Source organism: Aquimarina sp. KJ22-3 (assembly GCF_055808215.1).
The window spans coordinates 1,288,366-1,311,087 of sequence record NZ_CM147859.1; the positions used below are offsets into that span (position 1 = coordinate 1,288,366).

Genomic DNA, 22,722 nt, shown 5'->3' on the forward strand with positions numbered 1-22,722 from the left:
TAACCAAAGCCAAATACTTAGTGTTTGGCTTTTTTATTGATGTATTTTTTGAGAAATGGTACTCAAAATTGTTTTGGCATGTATTCTCGAGTTTTCTATAAACCAAATATGAGTGTCCATCCCTCCACAGATAACACCTGCCAAGAATAGATTTTCTATATTAGTTTCCATCGTTTCCTCGTTATATTGTGGATATAATTTCTGATCATCAGAAAGTTGGATGCCAATTTTCTGTAGAAACTCAAAATTGGGTTTATATCCTGTTAGTGCCAGCACATAATCATTTTCAATACTCAGTGCTCCATCGGGAGTATCTAATACTAAACTATCTTTCGAAATTTCTTTGATTGTGGTATTATAATATGCCTTTATACTTCCTTCGTTGATTCGGTTTTCGATATCCGGGCGTACCCAGTACTTCACCCGTCTTCCAATTTCTGGTCCGCGTACGATCATGGTGACTTCGGCTCCTTTGCGGTAACATTCCAAAGCAGCATCAACTGCAGAATTACTGGCTCCTACTACGGCGAGCTTCTGCTTGGCAAAAAAATGAGGATCCTTGTAATAATGAGATACTTTTGGCAATTCTTCTCCGGGAACATCTATCGTGTTTGGGATATCATAAAAACCAGTGGCAACAATCACAAAAGATGCTGTGTATGCTTCTTTTTCTGTAGTAATTGAGAAAGAATCTCCTTCCTTCTTTACCTCATTTACTTTTTCGAATAAGTTGATATTGAGATCGTTTGAAGTTACAATTCTTCGGTAATACTCTAATGCTTCATTGCGTTTGGGTTTGGCTTCCTTGCTGATAAACGGAATATCATCAATCTCCAACTTTTCAGATGAAGAAAAGAACTGCATATTGATGGGGTAATTGAATAAGGAGTTCACAATAGGACCTTTTTCTAAAATAAGATAATCGATGCCGTTTTTTTTGCTTCCAACCCACAGGCAATACCGATAGGACCACCTCCAATAATTATTAAATCTATATGCTTCATTGCTAAAAAGAATATCTATGAAAAGTTGTCGTTGCGCAACAGCTTTTCTTACCGCCAAATACAGGTTAAAACTACTAATTTTAAAAGTTTTAAAAAGGGAAAAGGCAAGTTCTATTACAAAACTTGCCTTTTTTGAGATGAAATAGGAACAGGTTTATTTAATAACCAACTTTTTAACGGTACTCATTCCATCTACGACTACTTCTAAAAAATAATTACCTCCGGGAAATGCGGATGTATCCAATATGATGTTTTCGTCGGGAGCGAAGGTTTTTTCTACTAATTGATTTCCAGAATTACCTTTTAACCTTACGGTTATCGGATTTGATGATTGCCCTCCGATTACTTTAACTTTTACTCTTTTTTTTGCAGGGTTGGGGTATACTATGATTCGTTTTTTGATGTCTTTAATCGGTGGCGAAATCGGTTTTTTTTTGCCTTCTTCGATAATATAGAACTGATTCACTCTTAGGTTTTTGAAAGTATCTACAGTTCCCGAAGGCCAGTAAATGGTTAAACTGTCTATTTTTGGAGATTTGTTAAGTCCAAAATGCGCTCTCAAACTATTGTGTCCCATAAATGTGTTTGAAGCCGAAATTTCCCTTTTTTGAGTTACTGTCTTTCCTTTTATTTTTGAGGTGAGCACTAACCTCGCTCCCAAAGCAGCTTTGTTTGATGGATTACCAATAAGTTTGAAGTTTGCAAAGTGATTTTTAATAAAAAGATCGTTTCTGAATAGCCCTTTTAGGCTGTTGCCCACCACAAAAAAATCAAGATCTCCGTCATTGTCATAATCTCCGATAGTGGTTCCCGTAGAATTTCCGCCCGTGAGGGAATTAATTAGATTAGATTCGCTTTCGGTAAACGTCCCATCTCCATTGTTGATATAGTATCCACTTCCTTTGGGATTGGATCCGGTAATAATAACATCCAGATCTCCATCGTTATCAAAATCTCCCCATGCATTGGATAAATTTTGATTGTTTGCCGTTGTAAAAGGAGTACTAGTCTCTACATAATTTCCAGAGTTATTGACATAGAACTTGTTGGTGGTGCCAGAATAGTTGGTTAAGCAAATATCCAAATCACCATCATTATCGAAATCAATGGCATTATAACATTGACCATCTTGCGGGTCTTCAGAAAATGAAAGCTCAGAAGTGGGAATTTTTTCAAACCCTTCTTGTCCGGTTTCTATCTGTAGGTTTTTGAATAAAAAATCAGGTTTGATCCCTGCAGGGCCAGCAGCAGGACCACTAGCGATCAGCAAGTCTGTGTCTCCATCTTCATCATAATCCGTCCAGTTGGAGACGGTATACGCAGCTTTTTCGGTTAGAAACTCATAGGGCTCGGTAACTTCAGTAAATGAACCATCGGCATTACCTCTATACAAGCGATTTGGGAAACTTAATGGATTCAAAAAGCCGTCGGCAAAGGTGAGTATAAAATCGGGATAACTATCGTTGTTGTAGTCACACCATTGTGTGCTCCATGTACCAGAACTAATGGTGTTTAGTATGGTGTTTGCTTCTTCAAAGTTTCCATTACCATCATTGGTGTATATTCGTGTTTGTAAGGTTGAAGGCGCAGAAAACCGAGAGTAAATCAGATCCAGATCTCCGTCATTTTGATAATCTGCCCAACTGCATCCTACCAAGGCCGTTGCCGTAGGGATTGAATCACTACCCGAAGTCACTTCAAATTTCCCTTTTCCGAGATTTCTATAAATCGTTCCTCCATAGAATAGGTCGATCAATTGGTCATTGTCGATATCTGTCCATGAAGTTCCGAAATAGGTGCCTCCAATTGTAGGTTCGGATACAATAGGATTGGAGGTATCTGTAATTAATGTAAATTTTTGAGAAAAAACAGTGAATGAAATACTGCAAAACATAAATAATAATGACGCTCTCATAAGCCCAGGTTTTAAAGATTGATGATTCTAAATTCTTCAAAAACAGGGGAGAAAGGGTTTAGAATTATAATTTTTTACTTCTTATTTATCTTGAACCACCATGTTTTGCTTTTTAAATTCTGAAGGTGTGCAGTTGAATTTATTTTTGAACGCAGTATTGAAGGTAGCTTTGTTGTTGAATCCAACATCAAAATAAATAGTTTTGATACTGGTTTCAGGATCTTCTAAAAGCATCTTTTTTGCTTCTTCCAAACGATAATCATTAATAAACTGATTAAAATTCTTTTGTGCTTTTTCATTAATCAGTTTAGATAAGGTGTGGCTGGAAAAGCCAATCTTATCTGCCAAATGAACCAGCCTAAGGTTATTATCCAGGTAGGGTTTTTCTTTTGCAATATAGGAGAGTAGCTGTTGGTGAAATTCGTTTTTTGTGGCTTCTGTTAACTCATTCTGATTAGAGTTTTTAATAAATAAATTAGCCAATAACTCTCCATTAAAAATAGAAGGTTCTTTATACACCATATATCCCAGGCCGTATATGGCCAATGACATAGAAAATGAAATTCCATAGTCCCAGGCCACATTAAAGAAGGGGAATCTAACCAATGTATAGTAGCTGATATAAGAAATGGTAAATACCAGAAACAAATTAATTAATAAACGAATCCATTTTGTTCTAAGGATTTCAAATTCTGAGGTTTGTTTTCCCTTATATAAAGAGATAAAATCTTTTATGATTACAATGTAGATAATCAAGGATAAGGCTGCCAACCAAGGAGATTTGATAGACCAATAAAAATAAAACAGGTTTTCGTTATTATAGTCTTGTATATTTTGAAAACCATTGGATTTTACATAGTAAATGGCATGCAATACAAAAGAGAGTAGGGCAGGGGCATAATGATACCATCCTATTTTGAAGGATCTGTCATAGAACCTTGTAATATAGTGATATACCAAAGGACCAAAGGATAAATACCAGACCGCATCAAAAAAATACAAATGTGGGTATATGCTCCGGTATCTTGTCCAAAAAAAGACATATTGCAAGAGGATGAAGGAGAATCCTAAAATAAGTAGGATAATCGGTAGATTATGCGCTCTACTTCTTTTATGAAGACTTAATATGATGCTCAGGAAAAATCCAAACGAACTGACTAACAGGAACATTGAAGTCCAGGTGTCAAATGATGGAGATAATTCCTGAGGCATGACGAAGTTATTTAGGTTTTGATAATTGCTTTGAGCTCTTTTATGGTCTGAGTAGGATTATCACTTTTGAATACAAAACTTCCGGCAACAAGTACATCTGCACCGGCTTCTACCAGTTGTTTAGCATTTTTGTTGGTTACTCCACCATCTATTTCTATACGAGTGTTGGCACCATTTCTATCGATAATCTCTCTTAGTTGTCTTACCTTTTTATAGGTGTTTTCTATAAAAGATTGCCCTCCAAATCCTGGGTTTACACTCATTAAGCAAACCAAGTCAATATCGTTGATAGTGTCTTCGAGCAAACTTACATTGGTATGAGGGTTAACCGCTACACCAGCTTGCATTCCTTCTGCTTTTATGGCTTGCAATGTACGATGAAGATGTGTACAGGCTTCATAATGTACTGTAAGGATATTGCTTCCAAGATCGGCAAAAGTTTTGATGTATCGATCTGGCTCTACAATCATCAAGTGCACATCAATTGTTTTGTTGGCATGTTTTACAATGTCCCGTAACACTGGCATCCCAAAAGAAATATTGGGCACAAAAACGCCGTCCATGATATCGATATGAAACCAATCTGCTTCACTATTATTGATCATTTCTACATCTCGTTGCAAATTTGCGAAGTCCGCCGCCAGAACAGATGGGGCAATAAGTTTTGAAGCCATAAAATTATTTGTTTTTCGCAAAAGTACTATTTAACTTTCAATTTATAGCCTAGGAAAGCTTCATAAATTTTTGAGTCAAATACGATATGCTTTTAAAATGTTCGGGGTTATTGGTTTTTAATCTTTTTAAAAAATGTTGTAGTTCTTGATGGCTGTTTTGACTAGAAATTACGGTAAAAGAAGAGTGATACTCTGTAAAAGTGTTATTGTTGATTTCTTTATCCAGTATTTTAATCACATTGTAGTGTCGGGGATCTTCTTTTATTTTATGAAATAAAGGGAGAATGACTTCTTTTTCACCTTCAAGAACCTGAAAAAAATTCCCTTCAGAATGCATCAATATGCCAGTAATATCTAATTGAGAATTGGTCCGTTTAACGTGCGCCATGATTTCCGAAAGCATGGTGTCGGATACATCGGGGCTAACGGTACTTACATAGCATATAGTATGCCTCATAGTATGAGCAATTGTGATACCCTCTAAATTACGATATTCTTAACTATTGTTTAGGGATAAGAGCAATTTTTCTAGAAAATTTCACATAATTCGTTAAAGATAACTTAAAGAAAAAACCTCCGGTAATCAGCCGGAGGTCATTCATCAATCAAAAAACGAACAGTTATGTTATAAAACTGTCTGTAGCCGCAATTTAGGAATTTATCCTAAATAAGTCTTTAATATTTTACTTCTAGATGTATGTTTTAATCTACGAATTGCTTTTTCTTTAATTTGTCGAACACGTTCACGTGTTAAATCGAACGTCTCTCCAATTTCTTCTAGAGTCATTGGATGCTGGTCTCCAAGACCAAAATACAGTCTAATTACATCCGCTTCTCTAGGTGTTAAGGTTTCCAAAGCACGCTCAATTTCTGTACGAAGTGATTCGTGCAATAGTGATCTATCAGGATTTGGAGATTCACCAGAATTTAATACATCATAAAGATTAGAATCTTCTCCTTCTACCAATGGTGCATCCATACTTACATGACGTCCAGAATTCTTCATTGATTCTTTTACGTCATTGATAGTCATATCCAATTCCTTCGCAATTTCCTCTGCACTTGGTGGGCGCTCATGTGATTGCTCCAAAAATGCATAGGTCTTATTGATCTTATTGATAGATCCAATTTTATTCAAAGGCAATCTTACAATACGAGATTGCTCTGCCAACGCTTGTAGAATCGACTGACGAATCCACCAAACCGCGTAAGAAATAAATTTAAATCCACGAGTTTCATCAAAACGCTTAGCAGCTTTGATAAGACCAAGGTTTCCTTCGTTAATAAGGTCAGGAAGTGTTAACCCTTGATTTTGATATTGTTTAGCAACAGATACTACGAATCTTAAATTGGCTTTTGTTAATTTTTCAAGTGCTCTCTCATCACCAGCTTTGATACGCTGTGCTAATTCCACCTCTTCATCAGCAGTAATCAAATCTACCTTACCAATTTCCTGTAAATACTTATCTAGCGATGCAGTTTCACGATTCGTTACCTGCTTCGTAATTTTCAGCTGTCTCATCTATGTTCTCTTGAAATTTTGATTTATGAATAATTTAGGGCCTTTATTACTTATACGTAATATGTTACATAAATGTTACAAAAATGTTTAATTTTTATTTTCTCCCATCAATTATCAAAAGCTTAGTCGTTGACTTTTCCCTTTACTTACAGGGTTTTTGCACTTTATTTTAAGGATGTGAAAAAAGAAATTTATTTTTCAATTTTGTAGTACTGCTATGATTTTTAACCCTAGAATTGATAAGAAAACCCGGTTTGTAACTGTATATATAATGGCTGGTAAGAGGTTCGGTTCTGACTCGCATCTTGCAATTGATATTTTACTAATGGGGTGATGCTCAAATAAATTTTGTTATAAATTGGATATTTGAAATTGGTCCCAAAATTAATGCTAAAGTTCGTTTTTTGAAGTTTGTCGTTGCTACCAAGAGAAGTATTGGTCATAGGGGATGAGAGTTTTATTTCACTGCTGTTTTGAATGACAAAACTCAATCCTCCAATAAATGAAGCTTGTACCTTTTTGTCTATAAAAAGATATCCTAACTCCATGGATATTTCGTGAAAACTAATTCTTTGTGAAAGACTACTGTTGGTTGCTAAAGTGTCAATACCGACATTGGGATTAATGTCTCGAACCGTTGATGGGAATTGTGCAGGGGTAATATCTTTAACTTCATTTTTGATTGAGAAATGGTTGTAACCAATTCTTGAAGAAAGTCTTTTACTTAGACCAGCATTGAAAACAATGCCGTATCCAAAACCAATGTCACCTGTATTCGAATTTTGAACCAAATTATCACTAATCAAAGACCCATCTGGGGATAGATGGTAGGTAGGTGCTAAATGAATTCCAATACTGTATTTTGGAGTGAAGGTTTTAGCACTTTTTATGGAATCAATAGGAATTATTTGATCCTCTGTTAGCAATGCCCCTTTAGGATAGTAAGATGCCAGTTTTGATTCTTGAGCCAAAATTGTACTTAATAAATTATATTGGTTATTTGTGTTTTCCGAGTTGGAACTTTTTCCTAGAGATGTTTCTGTGGTATTTTCTGAAATATGATTGTTGATGCTAGTTTTGTATTGAGTTATGTTGGTATTCTCAGATTTCTCTGTTTTTTTGTCTTTTGATAATGGGGTTGCAGTTTCAGTGGATGATGAACCAAAAGTAGTGGTATTAGGTTGTGTTTGGGTAACTTTAATGTCGTTTTGGGTTTCGGTAGGAGTGTTGAGCTGATTATTGTTGTGGTTTTCTGTTTCCAAAACAAGATCATCACAATCTGAAATTTCTTGTTCTTCTTGCAAGACAATTTGGAGATGTTCAGGGGAGGGATTCAAAGGTTTTTTTCCATCCGATATATAAAAGAAAAGGATCGTTGCGCTTAATACCAACACCGCGCCTGAAGGAATGATCCAATATGGAATCTTAAATTTTCCCTGCGGAGGTAATTCAGCTTCAATGTCCTCCCAGTTAAGTGAACTGGGAGCCGCTTCAAAGTTTTTTAACTTTTCGCTGAAAATTTTTCCGATATCTCTTTTATCGCTCATTACGTACTAGAATTTTTTTTTGGGGATTTCGTAAAGCAGTTATTTTTGTTTTTAGTAATACCTTGGCTCTATGAAGGTTCGATTTTGACGTGCCTTCTGAAATATTGAGCATTGTAGCGATTTCTTTGTGTGAATAATTATCGAGTTCGTATAGACTAAACACTAATCGGTATTGGTCAGGTAATTCTTGTATAAAAACTAGTAATTCATCTAAACGAAAATCTACCATTTCGGGCTCTATTGTGGTATCCGCAACTCTGTTTTCATCAATCTGTAATGCAGGTGTACCAGACTTTTTATATTTATCAATAGCCTTATTAATAGCTATACGTTTTACCCATCCATCAAAGGACCCCTTAAAATTATATTGGTTTATTTTTTTGAATATGGTAATGAAGGTATCCTGTAAATTATCCTCAGCTTCAGTATAGTTTTTACAATATTTTAGACTCAAAGAAAAAAGCACATCTTTATATAAGTGAAACAGTTCACTCTGGGCATTTCGGTTGTTTTTTTGACATTTTTTGATGAGCTTTTTTAAGTCCAATCTATGCTGATGTTTAAGATGTTTGTTTTTATACTTTTATGTCTTTCACGTCAATAAAGGATTAAAGATGTATTTCTTTAGCTAATTTTAATAAGGTTTTGGTTTGATCCGATTTAAATAAACGATCCAAGCTTAGATCATAATTAAGATCATCTGTATTGGTTGCTATTACAGAGCCAAGTTGAACGGTATTCAAATCCTGTAGTAAAGATATCTCATTTACAATAGATTCTGGTAATTCCTGAAGATTGTACCTGCCCTTTACAGTAGACGGCGAAACTATGTTCCAGGAAAAACCAATGGTATTTTCTATGTGCCATTTTGATAAAATATAGGACACCTGATTGCTTTGGGTAGAGATATCAAAGTTACTTAGATCACTATTGATGATAGAAATCTCTGGATTAATAAAACCGAAACTTGAAGGAATTGCACCATATGTTGCTTGTATATAGCTGTTGTTTTGATTTGTTGCTTTTAAGGTTAAATTGAAATTTTCAAATATTGATGGGGTATATACAAGGATTTCATTGTTAGAGATTATTGTGTTTCGATCCTGATATAGGCGGTAATTATTTTCTTTAATTGTATCATTAAGAGTTGCTATTCCACTAATTGTAGTGGTGTATTCAAAACCTTCTGGAGAAGATAATGCAACGTTAATGGAGTGAGAAGTTTCCATTGCTTTGCCTTCACTCAGATTGATTTTATATTGTGTGTTGGGGTCTAACACAAGTGTTTGATATGTTGGTGTTTCATTTTTTAATAATGAAGTGATCACAATTTCTGGAGTACTCTCAAAAAATGAATATGAAAAGTTCTCTTCGAAAATGAAATCTACTGGAGAATAACGACCAGATTGTGCGATAACAATTTCTTCAAAATTGGAAGGGAAATTACCTAGTTGAAGCTGCGTTCTGGATTGTGGAAAAGGAGTAAAGGGATCATCTAGGATAATAGATTTATTTTTTGGGACATCTAAATAGGTGATAATAGAAACTTCACTACTTAGCTGTCGATACCTCAAAATGCTAACGGCTATATTATCCCCAGAGTAAGAACCAGTGACTAATTCAATTTCATCGAGGTTAAAAAGTTCTCCGGACGCCAGATGTTCACCATTTTCTCCTTTTACTATATAAAATATTCTATTACTATCTGAAGTGGTTCCTTCTTCTACAAATAATTTAAGAAGAGCATCATTATTTGTTTCTGGTGCTATGGCTTCATTTTCTGTTGTACAAGTCCAGAATAATAAGGCTAGTGCGATATAACTTATTTTTTTCATTGCCTAATTTTTGATTTTACATCTATATAGACATGAGGTTTTCAAAAGGTTGCGTGGGTTATGGATTTCTTTTGATTTTGGTAAGATAAAATCTTTATGAATTTGTTAAGTGTCTTATTATTAATGAGTTGTTTTTTGCTGAAGAAGGTTAAATGTCTATATTTAAATGCCTAAACAATTTTAAATTATGAGAAAATTACACAAATTATCTACAAAGTTCTTGCGTAGGATTGGGAATCCTATGGTAAGGATAGTTCCTTTATTATTTATTTTTTGTTTGCTGTTTTCCGGCTGTTATTCCTATAAAAAGATGGGGGATGAAGCTTATCAAGATATAAGCCTTAACAAAAAATATAAAATTACTACCAAAGAATGGTCTAAGAAAAGAGTAACTATCGTGGATAAAACACAAACCGGAATCGTTGTAGTTACATTTGATAAACAAAAACAGGAAGTGCCGTTTTCTGATATACAGGAGTTGAGAAGATTGAAGTTTTCTCCCTTTAAAACTTTTGTAGTACTTCCTGTATCGTATGTAGCAACCGGAGTAGGATTAGCCTTTTTGGGATATGGTATTCAATAACGATCGTAAAAATGAATAGTAAATATGAAACAAAAAAGCCTTCTCGATCGAGAAGGCTTTTTTAAGTATTAATATAAGAAATTTAATCTTGTTTCTTATTATGTTGTGGTTTTCTATCACCTTTAGGCTTCCCTTCTGGTCTAGGAGGACGTTGTAAAAGTGCTTTTCTAGAAACCTTTTCTTTTCTTGTTTTTGGATCAATACCAAAGTATTTTACATCGATAACATCTCCTATATTCACTACATCGGTTACGTTATTTGTGCGTTCCCAAGCTAGTTCAGAGATATGCAGTAAAACTTCGTTTCCTGGAGCATCGATATACTCTACTACAGCACCAAAATCCAAAATCTTAATCACTTTTACTTCGTAAACACTTCCTACTTCAGGTTTAAAAGTAATGGCTTCGATTTTTCTGATTACAGTATCGATAGCTTCTTGTTCTACACCCAAGATTTCAACAATTCCATGCTCTCCATCTTCCTCGATTACAATAGTAGTACCTGTTTCTTTCTGCATCTCCTGGATCACTTTACCGCTAGGACCAATAACTGCTCCAATGTATGATTCTGGAATAGTGATTTTCACCATCTTCGGCGCATGAGCCTTAACAGATTCATTCGGAGTCTCAATAGTATCAGTCAGCTTTTCTAAAATGTGTAAACGGCCATCACGAGCTTGTTTTAAAGCTTTTACCAGGATTTCGTAAGAAAGTCCTTTGATCTTGATGTCCATTTGACAAGCAGTAATACCATCAGCTGTACCTGTTACTTTGAAGTCCATATCACCCAAGTGATCTTCATCTCCAAGGATATCAGATAATACGGCATATTTATCTCCATCAGAGATCAATCCCATCGCGATACCTGATACTGGCTTTTTAATCTTAATACCAGCATCCATTAATGCCATAGTTCCAGAACATACGGTAGCCATTGAAGAAGAACCGTTTGATTCTAATACTTCAGATACTACACGAACTGTATATGGACAATCTTCAGGGATCATTCCTTTTAATGCACGTTGTGCCAGGTTTCCGTGACCTACCTCTCTTCTGGATGTACCTCTTAATGGTCTTGCTTCTCCAGTAGAGAAAGGAGGGAAGTTATAATGCAAGTAGAAGGTTTCTTCTCCTTGTTGGGTTGGTAAATCAATTACATTAGCTTCTCTTGATGTACCCAAAGTTACTGTAGCTAATGCTTGAGTTTCCCCTCTGGTAAAAATAGAAGAACCGTGGGTAGAAGGTAAGTAATCTACCTCACACCAGATCGGTCTAATGTCAGTAGTAGCACGTCCATCAAGGCGAATACCTTCATCCAGTGTTAGGTTTCTTACGGCTTCTTTATGAGCTTTTCCGAAATATTTAGAAATTAAATCTCCTTTTTCTTCAAGCTCTTCTTCTGTATACTGTGCCTTGATTTCGTCTTTTATTTCAGAAAAAGCTAAACCTCTTTCTTTTTTAGAAGAACCTTGCTTCGCAACATCATAACACTTTTGATACGCTTGTTCGTATATTTTTTTCTCTAATTCTTCGTCTTGCGCTTCTGGCTCGTATTCTCTGGTTTCTTTTTTACCAACAGCTTCGGCTAGACGAATTTGCGCTTCACATTGTACTTTAATAGCTTCATGAGCGACTTTAATAGCTTCTGTCATTTCTTCCTCAGAAACTTCGTCCATTTCTCCTTCAACCATGGCAACAGAATCAGCAGATGCACCTACCATTAAATCGATATCGGCATTTTCTAATTGTGCTCTACTAGGGTTGATTACAAACTCACCGTCGATTCTCGCTACTCGTACTTCAGAAATAGGAGTTTCAAAAGGAATGTCAGAAAGTTGAATTGCTGTAGAAGCTGCCAAACCTGCAAGAGCATCTGGCATTACATCTTCGTCATGAGACATTAACTGTATCATGACTTGTGTTTCAGAATGATAATCTTTAGGGAATAATGGGCGTAATACACGGTCCACTAATCGCATGGTAAGAATCTCTTCTGTACTTGGGCGAGCTTCTCTTTTGAAAAAACCACCAGGATAACGTCCGGCAGCTGCAAATTTTTCACGATAATCAACAGTTAATGGTAAAAAATCTACTGGAGAAGGATCGTAAGAAGAGACAACTGTACAAAGTAGCATTGCCTTACCCATTTGAACAACAACAGACCCGTGAGCTTGTTTTGCTAGTTTTCCGGTTTCGAGGGTGATTTGTCTTCCATCACCTAGGTCGATAACCTCTTTATAAACTTGTGGAATCATAATTTGTTTTTGATTCGTGCCCATATCATATTTCACTTCATTTTCTGAAATGTGCTATAGGCCTAATTAAACATTGGTTTTCCGTCTTCACTCGGACGGACAAGGTTGTGTTGTTGTAGTAATTGCGCGACCAATGAAAAACCAAGGCATACATTTATAGGTATTGCTATAAATGGTTTTCTTTAAAAATATATATAATAAAAAAAGAGGCGCGCAGCCTCTCTTTTTCTTATTTTCTTAATCCTAATTCTTTAACGATTGCACGATATCTCATGATATCTTTTTTCTTAAGATAGTCAAGTAAATCTCTACGCTTACCTACTAGCTTTACCAAAGAACGCTCTGTGTTAAAATCTTTACGATTTTTCTTTAAGTGTTCTGTTAAATGGGTAATTCTGTAAGTGAATAATGCAATCTGACCTTCTGCAGAACCACTGTCATTCTTTCCTTTACCGTGTTTTGCGAAGATTTCTTCTTTAGTTTCTTTTGTTAGATACATTCCAATATTATTTAAATGATTTTTATGTATTGATAACATTCTGCTATCAGCGTGCAAATATAGTACTTTTTAATCAAGTAATCCTTTTTATTAAAAAAAATAATATTGAGTTAAACCTTTTGTAAAAATCTAAGTCTTAGGATGGTAACGTTAAAATTAAATATTATGAAAAACAGCATCTTGAAATTTGGTTTAGTGGCAATCCTTTCTGTAGTATTTGTAGGGTGTACTCAGGATGAATCTGAAGATATCACTACTAGTGATCTAAACATTGAAGAAACTGCACTTACTGCAAAAATTGATACTAATGCAGAGTTTATCAGTGATACGTTTTTGCAAATTTATGAGTACGAAGAGTTAGCAACCCCATTTAAGAGCTCTGTTCACCCGTTTATTCCGGATTGTGCTACTATTACAGTGGTTGTGACTGATACTACAAAGAATATAACCGTTGACTTTGGAGCCGAAGGTTGCGAGGTAAGAGGTCGTATTATTAAAGGTAAAGTGCTAATGTCTTACGAAATTGATTTGGAAGCTCGAGTACGTATTATCAATTATAGTCTGGAAGACTTCTTTGTAGATGATACCCAGTTCGAAGGTTCAAAGACAATTACCAGAGAACGAATGAATGACGAAGGTAATCCACAATATACCATGAATGTGGATCTAACGGTCACCTTTGCTGATGGGACAGTTGCTTCTAGAACAGGAACAAAGACTCGTGAATGGATAGAAGGAGTGTTGAATGGAAATTGGGGAGATAATGTGTTTTTAGTTACTGGTGCCTGGGCAACTAATTTTGCTAATGGTAATACGCATAGTACAACCATCACAACTCCAATACGAAGAGAGGCAAGCTGTCGATTTTTGGTTAGTGGAACAGTGGATTTGGTAAGAACTAATTTTAGTGGAACCCTGGATTATGGTGATGGGTCGTGTGATAATTTGGTTGTATTTACCAATACAGATGGAGAAGAGAGAGAAATTCGATTATAGAATTTTTTGATTAGTGAGTAGAAAAGTGCCTTTTTGTACAAAAAGGCACTTTCTTATGCTTACTAATTAGATAATGGACGATTGGTAATCAAGTCCAGATATAAGTTGATCTTTTGTTTTAATTCCTGGCGAGGTGTTATGAAATCAAGGAAACCGTGTTCCAAAACAAATTCTGCCGTCTGGAAGCCTTCAGGAAGTTCTTTACCTGTGGTGTCTCTTACTACACGAGGTCCTGCAAATCCGATAAGTGCACCAGGTTCTGCAATATTAATGTCACCCAACATCGCAAAAGATGCAGTAGTACCTCCTGTGGTAGGATCTGTAGATAATGAAATATAAGGAATTCCAGCATCAGCAAGTTGTGCTAGTTTTGCCGATGTTTTTGCCAATTGCATCAAAGATAAAGCAGCTTCCATCATTCTGGCACCACCCGATTTTGATATAATCATAAAAGGAATCTTGTGTTTTAGAGAGTAATCGGCAGCTCTTGCAATTTTTTCTCCAACAACACTTCCCATAGATCCTCCTATAAAAGAGAAATCCATACAAGCGATAACCAAATCGTTTCCGTTTGATTTTCCTACAGCTGTTCTAACGGCATCTTTAAGGTTTGTCTTGTCTTGAGCTTCTTTAAGACGATCTACATATTTCTTTTTGTCTTCGAATTTAAGAGGATCTTTCGAAGAAAGATTTTTATCAAGTTCTTTAAACTTGTTGTCATCAAATAAAATTTCGAAATATTCTTTACTTCCAATACGAACATGGTATCCATCCTCAGGACTTACGTAGAAGTTTTTTTCAAGTTGCTCTGCGTCAACGATTTTACCCGTGGGGGATTTGTACCAAAGTCCTTTTGGAACATCTTTTTTGTCTTCGGTCGCGGTTTGTATACCTTTTTGTGTTCTCTTAAACCAAGCCATAAATTTATATATTAAAAAAGCTGAAACTCCAGAGGGCGGGGTTTCAGCTTGGTTTTCTAGTCTATTATAATGTGTTTACATTATTTAGATCCTCGAATGCCTTTTTAAGACGTGTTTTGAAGGTAATTTCACCTTCACGTAACCATTTGCGAGGATCGTAGTATTTTTTATTCGGTTCTTCTGCACCTTCAGGATTACCGATTTGAGTTTTTAAGTACTCAATTTTACCGGTCATATAATCACGAATCCCTTCGTTGAATGCAAACTGAAGATCTGTATCAATATTCATTTTGATTACACCATATCCAATAGCTTCTCTGATTTCTTCCAAAGTAGAACCACTTCCTCCATGAAATACAAAGTCGATGTGGTTATGTTCAACTCCATATTTCTCTGAAATAAATTCTTGAGAATTCTTAAGGATTTTTGGTGTAAGTTTTACATTTCCAGGTTTGTAAACCCCATGTACGTTACCAAAAGCAGCAGCAACGGTAAACTTATCACTTACTTTGCTTAGCTCTTCATATGCATAAGCCACTTCTTCTGGTTGAGTATACAATTTAGAATCATCAACATCGGTATTGTCAACACCATCTTCTTCACCTCCGGTAATTCCTAATTCGATTTCCAGAGTCATTCCCATTTTGCTCATTCTCTCTAGGTACTCTTTACAGATTTCGATATTCTCTTCGATAGGCTCTTCAGAAAGATCTATCATATGAGAACTATAAAGAGGTTTTCCGGTTTCTTTGTAGAATTGCTCTCCTGCATCTAATAAACCGTCGATCCAAGGAAGTAGCTTCTTTGCACAGTGGTCAGTATGCAAAATTACAGGTACTCCATAAGCTTCGGCCATAAGATGCACATGCTTAGCACCCGCTACTGCACCAGCGATAGCAGATTTTTGGTCTTCATTAGAAAGGCCTTTACCAGCATTAAATTGTGCACCACCATTCGAAAATTGAATGATGACAGGGGAGTTGATTTCTGCAGCAGTTTCCAAAACAGCATTGATAGAGTTCGAACCAATTACATTAACGGCAGGTAATGCAAATGATTTTTCTTTTGCATACTTAAAAATAGCCTGTACTTCGTCTCCTGTTGCAACTCCTGGTTTGATGTTGTGATTCATCTGTTAATTTTTAAAGTTTTTAGTTGTCAGATAGTAGTATTATAAAGCATTTATTATCAGATCCTAGACATAAATTCTATGGTGAAATATACTATCTAATTTTGGTTTTTAAGCTTACAAAAATAGTAAAATTATGTAGAATCCTACACGAATAAAACAATCTTTGCATAGCGCATATTATTACGTTTTTCAAATTGATTAGTGCCAAAAGGATAAAGTAGTATCTGAGATCACGGAAGTGGGGAGGATAACAAAACAAATATATAAAATATCGGCTAGGATATACTAGAAGGGATAGTTAATTCCGAAGTTATAAACCGCATTTTTAAAGTTGTATCCTTTGAACCATCTTTGGTCCTCATCATCAGAGGGGTTAAAGGTTTTGAAACCGACATCTAATCGGATCACAAAGAATTCAAAGTCATATCTGAAACCAAAACCGCTTCCGACAGCAATTTCCTGAATGTCATCCAAATCGGAAAAAACGGCATCTTCGTCTTCTACATTGTCAAATACATTCCAGATATTACCAGCATCGATGAATAAAGCCCCGTTCAACGAACCCAAAATGTTATATCGATACTCGAGGTTAGTAGCAATTTTCAAATTAGCTTCATTAAACTCGTTTCGTCCTCCTGTACTACCAGGCCCAAGATCATACACTAGCCACGCTCTGTTGTCGTTGGGGCCTCCTCCAAAAAAACTTCGCGCAAACGGAATACTGTTCGAATTTCCAAAAGGAATTGCTATTCCTCCAAAAGCTCTAAAAGCAATGATGTTTTTTCTTCCCAGATCCCAATGTTTGGTGTAATCCAATTCGGTTTTGGCATATTGAGAAAACTCCACTCCAAAAACTTCAAATCTGTCATTGCTATTTTTGTCTAAATTAGCAAGATTGGAAACTGTGCTTAGCACATTTCCTGCGAGTTCTATTTTACCCCTGAATCTCGAAAAATCTTCATCATACAAGTTTTCCTTGCTGTTTCTAGAATAGGTATAACTAGAACCAAAGATTAAGTTGTCTTCGGTTAGTCTAATTTGTCTTTCACTGATGTTTTGAATTTCCTGAATTTGATTTGCAGAAAGGTCGCTATCTGGATTTGCTCCCAAGGATTGGTCGATAAAGCCATCAGCCCCTTCAGGAATACGAAGTACCGCATCATTGATATCGGGTATTCCGGTATCGGGTTGAAAGAATAAAGGAGAGTCCGGATCCAAAACATCTCTGGCTATATCATTCAACTCGTTAAATGAGGTGTTGTAAATATTGAAGTAATTATTGGTATTTAGATTTCGTACATATTGCACATTGACCAAGTCCAATTGATTAGACACAAATTTGCTCGATTTCCATTGGTAATTGAATATTCCTGTAGCGTTCTGCTTATCCAATCCAATATTTTGCTGTACGTTCATACCAAAAAGTAGGTTGGTAGTAGGAGTCATACTTTTTGGGATGATCTTAGTTGTTTTGAACGGGAATACTATTTTAGGGAACGTAAGTTTTACATCAGTCCCCACTTCGGAAATGTTGAAAAAACGTTCTCCTCCATCTACAGCTTCGGTAGAAGAACCAATACTACCACGAGCCGAGATTTCCAGAATTTCTGCACCTCCAAAAACATTTCGTATCAAAAGAGAACCTCCAAATCCAATTCCAAAAGCTTGAATGGTAGAGGTAGATACATCAAATTCGACGTTGGTACTATACTTTTTTCTTGGAGTAAGTAAAATATTTGCAATCAAATCCGTCCCAGAAGGATCATTGGGATCCATGTCATATCTAATGTTTGGATACTTAAAGGTTCTAAGGTTGTTGATTTGATTATAGGTGGCTGTACGATCCCGATCCCTAAAAACCTCTCCTGGATTAATAAGGATAGAGTTGGCAATTGCTTTTCGGGTATACTTGATTTTATCAAATCCATAAATGTTATACCCTCTATATGAAGTGCTGTCCTGAGGAATTTTATTTCGATTTTGGTAAGAATAATCGGTGAACACATTCACCTTACTTACTTTGTGTACTTTGAAAGGAACTCTAGCTACCGAATCACCAAATACGATAGGTCTGTCCTTAATATTTAAATTCAGATTTACTTTATGATCAGTATTTACGGTGTCTGCATCAAAGTTGATGAATTCTTTTTCAAAATGAAACAGCCCAGAGTTTCTATATAATGAGGTAAGGCGTTCTCTTTCTGATTCGATATCAAGTGTTTTGTACTGCTTTCCGGATACAATGGTGGATTTGTCTTTGTGGATTTGATAGATAGAATCTGCTACTTTTGAATCTATTTTGGTATGTAAAGAATCTATAACGTAGGGTTGATTGGGTTTGATGTAGTAAGAAACGGTAGCTCTTTTATCTTCACTTTTATCAATTTTATAGTCGGTCTTAATATTGAACCAACCATTGTTCCAATAGTATGCTTGTAATCTTTTTTCTGACCTTTTTATTTTGCCTTCATCCAGAATAGATGGTGGTTCTCCTGTTTTTTTGATCCACTCGTTAATTCCGGTTAATCCTTTGCCCAGGCGATCCACTTGTTTTTTTGAAAGGAAGTTGATCATTCGTTGCTCCCGTTTTGGTTTGCGATGTAACCAATCCTGGTATGAGGAATCTCTATCTACACTGGCAAGATTGTAAATATGAAGTCGAAAAGGAATTCCAGCCACCGGAGTGTTGGGTTGTAGTAACAGTTGATTTTCTAACTTTCGGTCCTTAGATTTAACGCTATCCACAAAAATTAGATTTTTTTCTAGTAGATATTCGTTTTCCGGAACTCTTTTTACAGCATCACATGAGCTTAAAAAGATTGTGGTTAGGGTAATAAATAATATTTTTGTCAGAAAGTGTTTCAATCCCTATTCATTATTGATTCAAAAATACATTATTTGTATGGTTAGCAAAAACCAAAAGAAACTAATAAAAAGTTTATATCAAAAAAAATACCGAAAACAACACGGTTTGTTTGTTGCTGAAGGGAAAAAGGTCATTCAGGAGCTATTGCAAGCCAAGTTAGAGCTGCATGCACTTTTTACCACAGAGGATAGAATTTTTGAAGTGAATGATCAAAAAAAGTATCTGATAAGTCATGAAGAACTAAAACAGATTAGTTTTTTGACTACTCCACAGGTTGCTTTGGCGGTTTTTGTGATTCCAGAAGTTCGCCAAATGGAATTGGAGGGTGTGGTACTGGTTTTGGATGATGTAAGAGATCCAGGTAATTTAGGAACGATTATTAGATTGTGTGATTGGTTTGGTGTTAAAGAGTTGGTATGTTCTAATCAAACTGTAGATTGTTATAATCCAAAAGTAGTGCAGGCCACTATGGGGTCTATTACCAGAGTGAACATCGTTTATCAGAATATAGAAGCATTTCTATTTCAACAAAAACCAACTATTCCTATATATGGTACTTTTATGGAAGGGGATAACATATACGAAGCATCCCTTCCTAAAAAAGGGGTGATTGTTATGGGGAATGAAGCGAATGGTATTTCTACACCGGTAGAAGAGATTGTAGACAAACGCATCACCATACCTCAATTTGGTTTGGGTCAAAAAACAGAAAGCCTCAATGTGGCTACAGCCACCGCTATTATACTAAGCGAGTTTAAACGAAAATCGAGTTGACTTACTGGAAAGTAAAGTTGATGAAAATTCCTCTTGTAGACATTTTGTCAATGGTTGATGTCCAAGGGCTATCCGGATCGTTGTCCTGCACCAGTTCGTCAGACATGGCAAATACACCACGTATAGAAGGGGTGAATTTGAAATAATACAGATAAAAATCAACACCAAAACCAAGTTCAAAATAATTGGTATTTGTCTTCATTCTAAATTCTCCAGAGCTATTGTCGTCAGGATTATCCTCGTTACTAGATAAGTTAATAGAAGTCGATACTCCACCAACAATGAAAGGTTTGAAATTATTCAAGCGTTTGGTGGATACTTTTAATAATAATGGTATATGTACATAGGTCGACTTTACTTCTCTGAAAGATTCAAATTGAGAGGTAAATATAGGATTAGAAAATGTAAGATTCCTGCTGGTAAAAGTTACCATAGGTTCTAATCGTAAATCCAAATAGTCGTTAATTCTCATATTTCCCAATAACCCAACACTAAAACCAATCGTATTATCAACTATGATATCTGCATCTTCGAAATCTGAGGTGTAATCAAAATTAAAATCATAACTATTTAACCCAAGAATATATCCCCAGCTAAATCTAGGTTTATCAAAGTTCTGAAGATTCTGAACTTTTTCTTTAGAAAATAATTGTGCACTCACATTTTGAGAGCAAATTAAAACAGCGATTACGATAAAAAGTCTTTTCATATTATTTTGTGGCTGTATATATTGTGGCTACTCCAAACGTTTGGGGATGATCTTCAACATGTATAAACCCAATTTTCTTCAAAATATTGTTGAACGCTTCTCCATATGGAAAAGCAGCAGCACTTTCACTCAAATAAGAATAAGCCGATTTGTCTTTAGAAAAGATCTTTCCAATAATCGGAAGAATCCCTTTTGTATATAACTTATAGCCCTGTTTGAAAGGAGTTTTTGTAGGGATTGAAGTTTCTAGAACGACAAAAATTCCGCCCGGTTTAAGTACTCGGTAGATTTCAGAAAGTCCTTTTTCCAAATTTTCAAAATTTCTAACCCCAAAGGCCACAGTAGCCGCATCAAAATGGTTGTCTTCGAATTGAAGATTTTCACTATCTCCGGTTACCATTTCGATGGTAGTGTCCAGATTTTTGGCTTTAATTTTCTTTTTACCTATTTCTAACATTCCTGTAGAAATATCCAGCCCTACAATTTTTGTCGCACCGGTTTGCGATAAATTGATAGCAAGATCTCCAGTACCAGTAGCAACATCAAGAATAGATTTTGGCTGTACTTTGCTTACCTGTTTTACAACTTTTTTTCGCCATTTTACATCAATACCCAACGAAATAACACGGTTAAGACCATCATAATTTCCCGAAATAGTATCAAACATTTCGGTAACCTGCTCTTTCTTGGATCTGTCTTTGTCTTTATATGGTGTTATTTTCTCCGACATTCAAAAAAATTTAGGCAAATATACAGTTTTGAAGGATATAGTTTGAAGAGTTTTGTATTAAGTTAGGATAATCAAATTTTATCAGTTGTTCAATTTGCATTATCTTTGTACGCTTTTATAGGCTAAGGGATTTTTTTACGTTCAAATAGTTACTTAGCTATATTTTACCTAGAGATGGAAAACAATATACAAAACCGATGAAAATCATTATTGCCGGAGCAGGTGAAGTGGGATTTCATTTGGCGAAACTACTATCATTTGAGTCTCAAGATATTACACTCATAGATACTGACAAAGAATGCCTGAATTATGCGGATACCCATTTAGATATTCGGGTGATCAAGGGTGATGCAACTTCGATCAGTATTTTAAAAGATGCCAGAGTCGAAAACATGGATATGGTGATTAGTGTAACCTCAAGTGAAACGACCAATATTACAGTTTGTGTATTGGCCAAACAACTTGGAGCCAAACGTACCATCGCTAGGATTTCTAATACAGAATTTATAGAGAATAAAGAAGAAGTAGGTTTTACCAAATTTGGTATTGATGAATTGATTTCTCCAGAGGCGTTAGCTGCGAGTGAGATTGAACTTCTTTTGAATCAATCTGCTTTTCATGATAGTTATGAGTTTGAAGATGGAGCGCTAACTATGGTAGGAACCACCCTATCCAAGGAAGCGTTGTTTGTGGGTAAAACAGTTCGTGAAGCCGCCGAAATATTCCCGGAATTACATTTTATGCCCATTGCGATTCAGCGTTCTGGAACGCAATATACATTGATTCCAAGAGGAGATACCTCGTTTAAAGAAGGGGATCAGGTATATTTTGTAACCTCAAAAGGAGGGGTAGATGAGTTATACAAACTAACCGGAAAGGTAAAAGAGCTTATCAAGAATGTAATGATTCTTGGTGGAAGTAAAATCGGTCATAAAACCTCATGTGATCTATGTGATCATAAGTTTAGAGTAAAACTAATAGAGAAAGACAAAGAAAAGTCATTTGATCTGGCAGATGATCTTCCTAATGCATTAATTATCAATGGAGATGGCCGTAATGTGGAGTTGTTGCAAGAAGAAGGAATTGGTGATATGGATGCATTTATTGCAGTAACCGGTAACTCTGAAACGAATATCATGTCTTGTTTGGTGGCAAAATCCAAAGGAGTGCGTAAAACCATTGCTTTGGTAGAAAATATGGATTATTTTCAGTTGTCTCACTCTATAGGTATCGATACCTTAATCAATAAGAAATTATTAGCAGCAAATAATATTTTTAGATTTATCCGAAAAGGGGAGGTTGTGGCGATGACAAAGCTCAACAATATGAATGCCGAGCTTTTAGAATTTATTGTTAAGCCAACTTCCGAAGTAAGTGATAATCTAATTCGCGATTTGGACTTTCCGCGTTCTGCAATTATTGCGGGAGTGATCAGAAATGGAGAAGGTATGATACCTCTCGGGAATTTCTACATTCAGGCAGGAGATAGGGTAGTGGTGTGCTGTTTGCCAAAATCTATTAAAAAAATAGAAAAGCTCTTTCTCTAGAAT

The 22,722-nt window shown here is 35.7% G+C and carries 19 protein-coding genes and 1 pseudogene; 4 read left to right on the forward strand and 16 right to left on the reverse strand.

The features are described 5' to 3' along the window. Positions 1-33: 33 nt before the first annotated feature. The 9 genes and pseudogenes from AC0L3Q_RS05630 to AC0L3Q_RS05670 form a co-directional block, all read right to left on the reverse strand. Positions 34-1,004 (reverse strand): annotated as a pseudogene (locus AC0L3Q_RS05630) (YpdA family putative bacillithiol disulfide reductase). 154 nt (positions 1,005-1,158) lie between these two features. Continuing rightward, positions 1,159-2,919 carry an FG-GAP-like repeat-containing protein gene (locus tag AC0L3Q_RS05635; RefSeq protein WP_473285688.1) on the reverse strand — a complete coding sequence of 587 codons (1,761 nt, stop codon included), beginning with the start codon at positions 2,917-2,919 and terminating at the stop codon, positions 1,159-1,161. Between the two features lie 81 nt (positions 2,920-3,000). Beyond that, entirely contained in the window at positions 3,001-4,131 is a 1,131-nt protein-coding gene (locus AC0L3Q_RS05640) for an AraC family transcriptional regulator (RefSeq protein ID WP_473285689.1), read from the reverse strand. Between the two features lie 11 nt (positions 4,132-4,142). After that, positions 4,143-4,805, reverse strand: a complete 663-nt coding sequence (gene rpe, locus AC0L3Q_RS05645) for a ribulose-phosphate 3-epimerase (protein ID WP_473285690.1) — start codon at positions 4,803-4,805, stop codon at positions 4,143-4,145. A 49-nt stretch (positions 4,806-4,854) separates the two neighbouring features. Next, positions 4,855-5,262, reverse strand: coding sequence for a BLUF domain-containing protein (locus tag AC0L3Q_RS05650; protein WP_473285691.1), 408 nt, complete (start codon positions 5,260-5,262; stop codon positions 4,855-4,857). A gap of 201 nt (positions 5,263-5,463) precedes the next feature. Further along, entirely contained in the window at positions 5,464-6,327 is an 864-nt protein-coding gene (locus tag AC0L3Q_RS05655) for a sigma-70 family RNA polymerase sigma factor (RefSeq protein WP_027395748.1), read from the reverse strand. 230 nt (positions 6,328-6,557) lie between these two features. Beyond that, positions 6,558-7,874 (reverse strand): hypothetical protein, encoded by a 1,317-nt coding sequence (locus tag AC0L3Q_RS05660; RefSeq protein WP_473285692.1) that lies wholly within the window; start codon positions 7,872-7,874, stop codon positions 6,558-6,560. Continuing rightward, positions 7,864-8,421, reverse strand: a complete 558-nt coding sequence (locus tag AC0L3Q_RS05665) for an RNA polymerase sigma factor (RefSeq protein WP_473285693.1) — start codon at positions 8,419-8,421, stop codon at positions 7,864-7,866. The genes AC0L3Q_RS05660 and AC0L3Q_RS05665 overlap by 11 nt, the downstream gene beginning before the upstream one ends. 61 nt (positions 8,422-8,482) lie before the next feature. After that, positions 8,483-9,709, reverse strand: a complete 1,227-nt coding sequence (locus AC0L3Q_RS05670) for a hypothetical protein (protein WP_473285694.1) — start codon at positions 9,707-9,709, stop codon at positions 8,483-8,485. 187 nt (positions 9,710-9,896) lie between these two features. Between AC0L3Q_RS05670 and AC0L3Q_RS05675 the strand changes: the two genes are divergently transcribed. Then, on the forward strand, positions 9,897-10,292 hold the full coding sequence (locus tag AC0L3Q_RS05675; RefSeq protein WP_473285695.1) for a hypothetical protein: 396 nt from the start codon (positions 9,897-9,899) through the stop codon (positions 10,290-10,292). Between the two features lie 82 nt (positions 10,293-10,374). Here AC0L3Q_RS05675 and AC0L3Q_RS05680 read toward each other — a convergent pair whose 3' ends face one another. Continuing rightward, positions 10,375-12,546: a polyribonucleotide nucleotidyltransferase gene (locus AC0L3Q_RS05680; RefSeq protein WP_473285696.1), complete on the reverse strand. Its 2,172-nt coding sequence runs from the start codon at positions 12,544-12,546 to the stop codon at positions 10,375-10,377. A gap of 229 nt (positions 12,547-12,775) precedes the next feature. Continuing rightward, on the reverse strand, positions 12,776-13,045 hold the full coding sequence (gene rpsO / locus AC0L3Q_RS05685; protein ID WP_073321640.1) for a 30S ribosomal protein S15: 270 nt from the start codon (positions 13,043-13,045) through the stop codon (positions 12,776-12,778). Positions 13,046-13,210: 165 nt separating this feature from the next. Between rpsO and AC0L3Q_RS05690 the strand changes: the two genes are divergently transcribed. Then, a complete protein-coding gene (locus AC0L3Q_RS05690) occupies positions 13,211-14,041 on the forward strand; it encodes a hypothetical protein (protein ID WP_473285697.1) in 831 nt (276 codons plus the stop codon). Between the two features lie 62 nt (positions 14,042-14,103). Here the strand turns inward: AC0L3Q_RS05690 and accD are convergent, their stop codons facing one another. The 3 genes from accD to tamL all read right to left on the reverse strand — a co-directional run bounded on the left by accD (position 14,104) and on the right by tamL (position 18,958). Beyond that, a complete protein-coding gene (gene accD, locus AC0L3Q_RS05695) occupies positions 14,104-14,961 on the reverse strand; it encodes an acetyl-CoA carboxylase, carboxyltransferase subunit beta (RefSeq protein ID WP_473285698.1) in 858 nt (285 codons plus the stop codon). 64 nt (positions 14,962-15,025) lie between these two features. Continuing rightward, on the reverse strand, positions 15,026-16,093 hold the full coding sequence (fbaA, locus tag AC0L3Q_RS05700) for a class II fructose-bisphosphate aldolase (protein ID WP_073321514.1): 1,068 nt from the start codon (positions 16,091-16,093) through the stop codon (positions 15,026-15,028). Positions 16,094-16,378: 285 nt separating this feature from the next. Next, complete coding sequence (gene tamL, locus AC0L3Q_RS05705) at positions 16,379-18,958, reverse strand: translocation and assembly module lipoprotein TamL (protein ID WP_473285699.1); 2,580 nt, start codon at positions 18,956-18,958, stop codon at positions 16,379-16,381. Positions 18,959-18,995: 37 nt separating this feature from the next. Here tamL and AC0L3Q_RS05710 point away from each other — a divergent pair, with 37 nt between their 5' ends. Beyond that, positions 18,996-19,733, forward strand: coding sequence for a TrmH family RNA methyltransferase (locus AC0L3Q_RS05710; RefSeq protein WP_473285700.1), 738 nt, complete (start codon positions 18,996-18,998; stop codon positions 19,731-19,733). Position 19,734: 1 nt separating this feature from the next. On the opposite strand, the gene porT is transcribed toward AC0L3Q_RS05710, so the two are convergent. Both porT and ubiE read right to left on the reverse strand, forming a co-directional pair. Then, positions 19,735-20,442 carry a type IX secretion/gliding motility protein PorT/SprT gene (gene porT, locus AC0L3Q_RS05715; RefSeq protein WP_473285701.1) on the reverse strand — a complete coding sequence of 236 codons (708 nt, stop codon included), beginning with the start codon at positions 20,440-20,442 and terminating at the stop codon, positions 19,735-19,737. Position 20,443: 1 nt separating this feature from the next. Then, positions 20,444-21,172 (reverse strand): bifunctional demethylmenaquinone methyltransferase/2-methoxy-6-polyprenyl-1,4-benzoquinol methylase UbiE, encoded by a 729-nt coding sequence (gene ubiE, locus AC0L3Q_RS05720; protein ID WP_473285702.1) that lies wholly within the window; start codon positions 21,170-21,172, stop codon positions 20,444-20,446. Between the two features lie 197 nt (positions 21,173-21,369). Between ubiE and trkA the strand changes: the two genes are divergently transcribed. Further along, positions 21,370-22,719, forward strand: coding sequence for a Trk system potassium transporter TrkA (gene trkA / locus AC0L3Q_RS05725; RefSeq protein WP_073321529.1), 1,350 nt, complete (start codon positions 21,370-21,372; stop codon positions 22,717-22,719). Positions 22,720-22,722: the final 3 nt, after the last annotated feature.